1 protein-coding gene is annotated in these 974 nt (G+C 57.1%); it reads left to right on the top strand.

Annotation, left to right across the window (positions count from 1 at the left end):
- Window positions 1-974, top strand: a 974-nt coding sequence (locus EOA24_RS39360; protein WP_145992582.1) for a non-ribosomal peptide synthetase, incomplete at both ends; no start/stop codon positions are given.

Genomic DNA, 974 nt, shown 5'->3' with positions numbered 1-974 from the left:
GAGCAGAGCTTGTCGAGTTCATGCGCCGTGAGCGCATCACCGCTGCGGGTCTTACACCGTCAGCGTGGGCCTCCTTGCCGTCGACTGATCTTCCTGATCTCACAGTGATCAAGTCAGGTGGAGAGCCCTTGCCGCCGAGCCTCATTGAGCGATGGGGTGAGAAGCGCCGCATCTTCAATTCCTATGGGCCCACCGAAACGACCGTCTATTGCATAAAGACCGAGGTGAAAGCCGATGGGCGGAAGCCACCCATTGGGCGCCCCGCAATCAATAGCAAGGCTTACATCCTCGATCGCTATGATAATCCGACACCAGTCGGCGCAATCGGTGAGCTCTGCATCGGGGGCGTCGGCATAGCCCGCGGCTACATCAATCGCGATGACCTCACGCGCGAGGTTTTCCGGCCAAACCCGTTCGATGATGATCCGCAATCCAGGCTCTACAGAACTGGCGATCTGGCCCGGTATCGGTCAGATGGCACGATTGAGTTCTTGGGCCGAAAGGACGAACAGGTCAAAATCCGCGGCATGCGGGTTGAACTTGCCGAAATCGAGCAGTGCCTGATGGAGCACGAAAACGTCAAAGCATGCTGCGTCACGCTGACAGACGGTCCCGATGAAAATGCGAGCTTGGCAGCGTACGTGGTAAGGCGACGGGACAGTTCGGAGGATACCGATGAACTTCAGTCTTTTCTGCGCGCCGCGCTGCCTGGCTACATGGTTCCCTCACAGTTCGTGTTCCTCCCGCAGCTACCAACCAATCGTAGCGGCAAGATCGATCGGCGCGCTCTTCCCGAGCCGAGAAACGCCTCGACATTAAAGGCCGCAACTTTACCGACTGGTGGGTTGCAGACGGAAGTGGCTGAGATATGGAAGGACATTCTGAAGGTGGACTCCGTCGGCGTTGAAGACAATTTCTTCGATGTTGGCGGACATTCCCTGGCCATTGTTCAGGTTCAGGCACTTATCCAAGAT

This window comes from Mesorhizobium sp. M2A.F.Ca.ET.039.01.1.1, from assembly GCF_003998035.1.
In the GTDB taxonomy this organism is placed as follows: domain Bacteria; phylum Pseudomonadota; class Alphaproteobacteria; order Rhizobiales; family Rhizobiaceae; genus Mesorhizobium.
This window is presented reverse-complemented; position numbering and strand designations above follow the sequence as displayed.